Source organism: Ruminococcus sp. 1001136sp1, from assembly GCF_039841815.1.
GTDB lineage: Bacteria > Bacillota > Clostridia > Lachnospirales > Lachnospiraceae > Blautia_A > Blautia_A faecis.
In genome coordinates this window covers 1-8,074 of record NZ_JBDPGY010000043.1, presented here as the reverse complement: position 1 = coordinate 8,074, position 8,074 = coordinate 1, and the positions used below count along the sequence as shown (strand labels likewise).

Genomic DNA, 8,074 nt, shown 5'->3' with positions numbered 1-8,074 from the left:
GAAAATCAGGTGATTTCTGAATTCAGGTGGGTCAAAATTAAACGTAAAAGTGGGTCAATTTTACTTGACAATCAACATTCGTCATATTGCACAATAAATTTGATGATCTGGAAGCGAAAAAATAGGGATGCAGCCCCGGTGTGAGGTTACATCCCTATTGTGGTGTGTTAGCGCTCTTTTGTTAGTTCATTATTAATTCTTGTTCTCTCCAATTCAAGCTTTTCAACTTTTTCTTTGAAAGGTTTACACTCCTTTTCAACTGCAGCAACTTTTTTAGATACTTCTATTTTAATATTTCTTCTTTTCCCCTCGATATTTCCTTGAAGTTCATTAATTTTACTTTGTAATGAGTTAATTTGTTCTTGAATTGCTCTTTTTTTCTTTCCAGCAAACAATCCAAGTTTAGATTTTTCATTTTGCAATTCTACCTGCTCAGAAATGTATTCTCCTAATAATTTTTCGCCTTCAATTTTATTTGAAAGAATCTGCTTAATTTCCAAAATACGTTTGTTATATTCTCCAATAACATTGTTTAGGCTATCTATCTCATTCTTTATTTCTACCTGCTTTATTTCATATTCCTTCTTTTCTTCAGCATGTGCTTCCCAATATTTTTTTTGCCTTTCTTCTTTCTCTAATCTAATCCGTTCTTCACACTCTTTTTTATATTCTCTTTTCCACTTTTGAATATCACGTTGAAAATTGTCAATAAATGAATTTAATTCAGAACCAAGACGTTGGGTTTTAGAATCCGGATGCATATTCCTACCATTTATTATATTCGTGCTACACATATTATCTACAATTTCTTTTCCAAATTTACAAATTTGATTAAGTACAGTTTCCATAGAATTTTTATCTTGATAGTTTTTAAATACAAATTCTGTAATTATCCCCAAATCAAATTCTATAAGTTCTGCAATTATCTGTTCCTGATGATAAAATTCTTCTATAATATTAGCAATTTTAAAGGCATATTGAAAGCATTTTTGAATTGCTAATGCATTGATACTATTAATCCAATTACATAATTCTACAACAACAATTAAAGAACCATCACTTTTTAACTGAATTGTTTGCGTTTCGTTTGAATATAATAATTTAAGCGCTTCAGAAATTCCACTTGTCACTTCATCTTTATGCATATTTTGTAAATTACTATTCCAACCTATGCAAATACTTTTTCTAAACAAAGCAAACCAATAATTCGGACTTAATTCTACGATCTGAGAATAATAATTATACGCTTCTGAATAATTCTTGCGATCATATGCTTTTCCAGCTTTATCTTCCAAGTCTGAAATCTGCTTCTTTTTATCATAAGCCAACATATTTTCTTCAATACAATTAAAATTTTCTAGTCTTTTTATTTTCATCTGATCTACTGTATATTTTTTTCCACATTTTTCGCAAATAGCATCTTCACCATTTTCTTGTATAATAAGATTTCCTCCACAACTGTCACATTTCATCGTCATTCTCCTCTATGCCATTATTTATCAAAGTTCTATATTTTCTACATCGCTTAGTTCCAATTTTACTAATTCTTCATTAGAAAGCTCTTGTTTCAAAGATAAACGATTTGCTTGATTCACCATGGCTATTTCAAAATAATTTCTTACATCTCGTCCATTCGCAAAACTTACATCTGCCATGGATGCTCTTTTGGTAAAATATTTTTTCACATATTCCATCGTTTCTGTATTAGCAGTGTATCCGGATTTTTGACAAAGATTTTTGAAAATATCTTTCAGTTCTTCTGGTGAATAATCTTCAAAATTAATATACTTATTAAATCTGGATCTTAGCCCAGGATTTGACATAAGAAATTCTTTCATCAAATCAGGATATCCAGCTACAATAACAACTAAATCATCTCTATGATCTTCCATTCCTTTAAGCAACGTATCTACAGCTTCATATCCATAATCATTTTCACCTTTATTTGCAGTCAAAGAATACGCTTCATCTATAAATAAAATACCTCCAAGAGATTTTTGTATTACATCTTGTACTTTCAACGCAGTTTGCCCGACATATCCACCTACTAATCCAGATCGATCTACTTCTACTAAATGACCCTTTGATAATATTCCCAACTTGCAATATATCTTTGCCAGTAATCGAGCTACAGTAGTTTTTCCTGTTCCTGGATTTCCTGAAAACACTAAATGCAACGACATTGGAGTTTGCACCATACCTCTTTCTTCTCGTATTTTTCTAATTTGTAACAAATTAATTAATGAATTTACATCCTTCTTGACATTTTCTAACCCTATTAACGAATTAAGCTCGTGCAAAAGTTCTGGAAGAGTTAATTCTTCGTCTTTGGTGTAATTTTGCTCTTCTTGTTTCTTATCAAAAGTCTGTGTAAATTTACTTTTGCCAATTATTAGACTTTCAAAAGTAATGACACCATTATAATGTAATTCTCTCTGAATATAATTACGCAAATTTTCAAGATAAACCGTCAAAGTGTCAATCTCTTTTTCACTAACGTTTTCATCACATGCTAATAATTCTTTTCCAAACGCCTCATATGTTTGATACATTAATACACTCACAAACGAATACGATTCATTATTTTGCTGCGATAATAAAGTATTATCAATTTTTACAAATAGTTGGATTATTGCTGGGATTTTTTTTCCAAAATTTTCATCATTAATTTTGTTACTTATAATAAAATCTTTTATGTATTCTGCCGATAAATTAAAATCAAAATAATTATTTATCATTTCAACTTCTTCTGAAGCAATATCTCTATCTGCTCCAGCCAAATAAATCATATACACCAATAATTCTATTCGTAAAGCTTCTTTAGTAGATGTGTCGCCCATTTGTTTCATTCCAAGTCCAGCATTATCCAAAGAATCAGCTAATGAATACATATTATTTATAACTTTTTGTAAATCTTCATTTAAATCTGCTCTTATCATATCTGAAATCTCCACCTCTTTTACTTCTGGTTTTTTCGGGATCAAATATGAATAATCTTTTTTTCTGCTTGCAAAGTAGAAATAAATCTCTGCTCTATTAAAGTCATCTAAAGAATAAAATTTTATTTTTCGCCAATCTTCCTCTTTATCAGTAGGTACAATATAAACAATCAATTTATCACTATCATCATATATTTTCAATTCATCATGTATATTTGTATATATAAGGTGATATTCAGATCTTCCTGGTATTATTTCAAGATTCAAACGATATGCATTTCTTTTATTCTCCATAGCAGAATAAGTCATACCTTTATCATCGTTATCTTCCACAAAGAAAGATAAAGGACCAGAAACAGACTCTACACGTTTGTCAAAATTATCATAGTATGAAACTTCTGCATATCCTAATTCCATTTTTTTTACTGTATCATACGCAAAATAATCCAAAAATATTTTCTTATTCCAGTCATTAACCATTAAGCTAGTAAATTCATAACAACCTTCATACGGTTTTCTTGATCCAAACATCTGCTCTCTCCTCAAAATAAAAGCACTACTCACCGGAATACACTTCAGGCAAGTAATGCTCTCTTCACGTTCAATTGCAACTGGCTACCATTTTACAGGCCCTATAGCTTTGCGCCACCAGGTTTCCCCGGCTTTGCCCCTTATTCAGTTATCTATGAGGAAAATTATACGCTTATGGTATAGAAAAGTCAACTAATTAAACACATAATCCACCAAATAAAATCCAATTATATAGTATTATTTTACAGAAAGGGGATTTGATATGGTTGATTTTGGTAACAATTTAAAAACTCTTCGTTTACAAAATGGATTCACCCAAGCACAAGTTGCACAAAAACTTGGTGTAACAAAATCTGTTATAAGCGCCTACGAAACAGGACTTAGATTGCCCTCTTATGATATACTGATTAATATTTCCAAAATCTTCAGAGTGTCAACAGACTATTTACTTGGATTAGAGAACATCCGGGAACTGGATTTATCCGGTCTAACCGAAGAAGAAATTCAAGCATTACTTAATTTGATAAAAGCAATGAAACGTAGAAAATGATATAAAGCTATCGGGTATTGTCTGATCCGGTAGCTTTTTGTTGTATTCTGACTGAAATGGTTTTATACTGGTTTTATAAGATTTGCTACATATCTCCAGCCATAATCAGAATACAAAATGCACATTCAAAGTCCAAAAGATAATGTAATATGGCAATACTGTAAATGATTACTAAAATTTATTTTCCTGTATACCTAAAATAAACTGGTATACTGATAATCTTGTTTTATTAGAGGATAATCATGTTAATTTTAAATGTATTAGATCGTATATTTTATTTTATATTTCCAATATCTATTTTTACTACACTTATTATCCAAACAATAGAAAATTTATTGAAGCCATCTAAAAATAATGCCAAAATAAATGCTCCAAACAATAGCAGTCAAAAATTCACTTGGAAAAATCACATAGAGTCAGCAATTTCCATTTCAGCAATCCTTATAATTGCTGCACCAGTCCTATTGATTTGGATAAAAAGAATTCAAAATCTATATTGGCTAATTGCTATTATTTCAATACCCATATGTATAAAAGGAATTGTCACTTTCTGTCACGCAATTGGAATTATAAAAAAAGTAGTAATATCAAATGATATTGGCAAGTTATCCTCTATTGAATGGACTGCAATTAATATATTAGCATATACAATATGGTTTTTAAATATACAGAATATTTTTAAAATTTTACTAAAGGAACTATATGAAACTACTAATGTTTATATGTCGGACATGTTAATAGCCTTGTCCCATATTATATTATTCTCTCTGTATATTTTTATCCTTTGCGCTTTACTTTCAGAATTACTAATTAATATTATAGGTGTTCTAAAAAAATTATATATCAAATTATTATTGAAAAATAAGATAACAGATTTTGAACAATACTGGATAAATAAAATTGAAGAAACTCCCAAATTAAAATCAACTCTTATTTTTCAATGGGAACTAATTGGAAGACAGCCGTACTTTATACATTGGATCCGATACATTTTATTACCAATTACGTTTATTTTTGATAGTTTTCTTGCACTTATTAATATATCCCTTTCATCAATTAGTTCTTCTATTGGTTTGCTTAGTCTCTTAATAAGAATGTTGAGGAAAGCTCTAAAACAAATGCTAAACTGGTTATTAAATCTTTCAGATAAAAGAATAATTGCAATTTCATTTCGTATCTCACTTATAATGGCTTTAGTATGTACTGTTGTTTTTAACCGTTATCAACCTATATTCAGAATGCAAGAAGCTAGTACAGCTGTTCTCGAATTTATAGCTAGTGCAATAATTATCCCTATTATCTTTGAATGGATTAGTTCTTTCAAAAATAATCTTGTAAATAATGCTAAAGCTTCATAATAGGCTTATCTATTGTTACAGAGCATACCGCCACATATGCTCTTTTGTTATATGAAACCGGGACTGATGCTGTTTTGGAATCAACCTTCCCGGGAATATTATATATCAGCCACACAGAGCCACGATAAACCCAAGGCGATACAGTATAAAAATCACCCCTTGCAAACCCTTTATTTTACTGGCTTTTCAAAGAGTCAAAATTCAACCATTTGTTATCGCCAAGATGTAAGAAAAAATAAGGCTTTGTGGGGTATTAAAAGAATGACTAGTAGTCATTTTGTGTTAATTTTTTAACATTCCATTTTATATGAACCCATAAAAAATATGGGAAAATACGATATCTCCGCGATACCATATTTTAATTGACTTCGTGCGCAATCCCTTATAAATACTGCTATCTCAACATTTCAAAATGTGATTATATCGTTATTTTTTTAACAATATATATTTAAAGGTGGAAGGGGGGGACTTTTTACTAGCCATAAAAGCACTACCACTGCTCCCCAGGGGGGGGGTACTTATAAACTCTGGAATTTTTACATGCCCCGGTCAGATACATGGCGGTATATAAACCAAAAATTATTTTCCAATCTGGCAACAGAGCGAAAAAATAGGGCATACCAGATAATATCCAGTATACCCTATATGTATTACTTAACTTTCACTTTACACTTCTTTGTAATTTTTCCAGACTTAATCGTAATAGTTGCAGTGCCTTTCTTTTTACCTGTTATTTTTCCATATTTACTAACAATCGCAATCTTCTTGTTTGAGGATTTATATGTAACTGTATCTGGGCTTCCAGCATATGAAAGTTTAGGTTTCAATGTCGTGCTCTTACCCTTCTTTACATTTATAGAGGATTTAATGTTCTTAATTGCTGTCGTGCCTGGTACTGTTATTGTGCACACAGCCCTTTTAGAACCTGATTTTACTGTAATCTTCGCAGTGCCTGCCGAAATACCTTTAACCTTGCCCTTTTTATTAACTGTTACAATTTTCTTGTTGGAAGTAGAATACTTAACATTCTTCCATGAGGAAGCTGGTTTCAGAGTAGATGTTTTACCTTTTTTCAATGTAAGTGAAGACGGAATTAGAGATACTGCCTTAACTGAGAACTGGTACTTCATACTCTGAATATCATCTGATGGAAGCCACATTTTACGAACACCATCATACAAATACTTCTGGAAGAATATGTACATATCATATGTTCCAGATTTGGTAATACCATTATTGTTTCCAATTCTACCTATTGTCTGTCTCTGGCTTGCTGTTGGATTCGCATTTAAGCTCCAATATAATGGTCTCCACTGCCAGTCTCCATTAACAGGATTTGTGTTCTGAGTTCCAACTCCAGTAACTATAAATTGATATGTTTTTCCAGAGGTAAAGGTAAGCGGCTCTTCCAAACCTTTTACCGTACTTTGAGATACGCTTGGAGTATAGACCGGAATAGGTGTCGTTGTCGTTGGAGCTGGCGTTGAGGTTGGATTGACTGCAGGCGTTGGTATCGGTGATGCAATCAACTGTATTTCTTTTGATTTAAAAGTTGTTGGAAGCGAATCTCTTATAAAAGTAGCGTCCCATTCAGAGCCATTGTATATGAACTTCTGGAAAAATATATACATTGTAAATGTTTCTTCATGTTCAATACCATTTACATTTCCAATAGACCAGCTCTTCTGATATCCTCCATCAATATTATTTTTCTCCATTGACCAGCCATATGGAATCCACTTGGTATCACCTTTAATCGGGTTTGTATTGTCAGTCCCTGCACCAATTACTGTGAAATCGTACATCTGTTTCGGATAAAATGCTAAAGGCTCTTCCAATCCAGTTACCTTGCTCTCGCTGACAGACGGGTTAATAGTTGCACGAGTGGTTGGAGTCGGTGTGGTAGTAACCGGAGTTTCTGTGGGAGTACTTGCTTTCGCCTTTAATGTGAGTACAAGTGGTGCAACTGCTTCAAGTCCCTTGGAATCCTCAGCATATACAACTACTTTAATGGCTGTATCATAAGCTACATCTGTCAACTGTACGCTTGCAGAGCTTGCAATATCTCCAGAGCTTTTATAATTGCTCTTTACTGCTTCGAATCCAGGTGTAGAATCAGATTTCTTCACCCAGGTCACATAATATCTTCCTCCAACACCAGCATCATTGGTATGAAAAGTCAGATCAACAGTATGCTCATACGCATTACTCCAAGAAAGAGAATCTGCGGTCAGCATCATAGTGCTAAAAATTTTCTCCAACATTCCAGTCTGGCTGTTAATGGTAAACTCTGTAGAGTCCAGATAATGAACATGTGCCAGAATATTCTCCATAGTAGTAAGCGCAGTACCTTTATCATCAGTGCCGACCTTTACAATAATTTTTCCAGCTGCTGCATCACTTCTTCTCACCTGAAGATTTGCAGTCTCAGCAAGCTCGCCAATTGCAACAATATATGCGCTATCACCGCCTAAAACAATACTGTTATCATCAATGCCATCATCCCTGTTGTCCTTCACAATCACAGTACCGGAAACACGGATCTCACCTAAGCTGTAAATAGCTCCACCTGTGATCTCAGCAGCTTCATTTACAATGCCCTCAGACTGGTTTCCTGTAATAGTACCACCTGCCAGTCCGATGCTTCCGCCAGAATTACAGATTGCAGCTCCCGGCGCACTGGTTCTGTTTCCTGT

The 8,074-nt window shown here is 32.8% G+C and carries 5 protein-coding genes and 1 riboswitch; of the genes, 2 read left to right on the top strand and 3 right to left on the bottom strand.

All coding sequences use genetic code 11. From position 1 onward, the window contains the following. Positions 1-167: 167 nt before the first annotated feature. Positions 168-1,472 (bottom strand): hypothetical protein, encoded by a 1,305-nt coding sequence (locus ABHC48_RS20145; protein WP_347506033.1) that lies wholly within the window; start codon positions 1,470-1,472, stop codon positions 168-170. A gap of 27 nt (positions 1,473-1,499) precedes the next feature. Then, positions 1,500-3,470 (bottom strand): AAA family ATPase, encoded by a 1,971-nt coding sequence (locus ABHC48_RS20140; protein ID WP_347506031.1) that lies wholly within the window; start codon positions 3,468-3,470, stop codon positions 1,500-1,502. Between the two features lie 72 nt (positions 3,471-3,542). After that, positions 3,543-3,618: riboswitch (cyclic di-GMP riboswitch) on the bottom strand. A gap of 114 nt (positions 3,619-3,732) precedes the next feature. Here ABHC48_RS20140 and ABHC48_RS20135 point away from each other — a divergent pair. Together ABHC48_RS20135 and ABHC48_RS20130 are read left to right on the top strand one after the other, a co-directional pair. Continuing rightward, a complete protein-coding gene (locus ABHC48_RS20135; RefSeq protein WP_347506030.1) occupies positions 3,733-4,020 on the top strand; it encodes a helix-turn-helix transcriptional regulator in 288 nt (95 codons plus the stop codon). Positions 4,021-4,262: 242 nt separating this feature from the next. Continuing rightward, entirely contained in the window at positions 4,263-5,378 is a 1,116-nt protein-coding gene (locus tag ABHC48_RS20130) for a hypothetical protein (RefSeq protein WP_347506028.1), read from the top strand. A gap of 650 nt (positions 5,379-6,028) precedes the next feature. Here ABHC48_RS20130 and ABHC48_RS20125 read toward each other — a convergent pair. Next, on the bottom strand, positions 6,029-8,074 hold a 2,046-nt coding region (locus ABHC48_RS20125), incomplete at its 5' end, for an Ig-like domain-containing protein (protein ID WP_347506027.1).

Coding starts and splice junctions, on each gene's coding strand:
- ABHC48_RS20145 (WP_347506033.1), bottom strand. CDS start 1,472: ATGAAATGTGACAGTTGTGGAGGAAATCTTATTATACAAGAAAATGGT.
- ABHC48_RS20140 (WP_347506031.1), bottom strand. CDS start 3,470: ATGTTTGGATCAAGAAAACCGTATGAAGGTTGTTATGAATTTACTAGC.
- ABHC48_RS20135 (WP_347506030.1), top strand. CDS start 3,733: ATGGTTGATTTTGGTAACAATTTAAAAACTCTTCGTTTACAAAATGGA.
- ABHC48_RS20130 (WP_347506028.1), top strand. CDS start 4,263: ATGTTAATTTTAAATGTATTAGATCGTATATTTTATTTTATATTTCCA.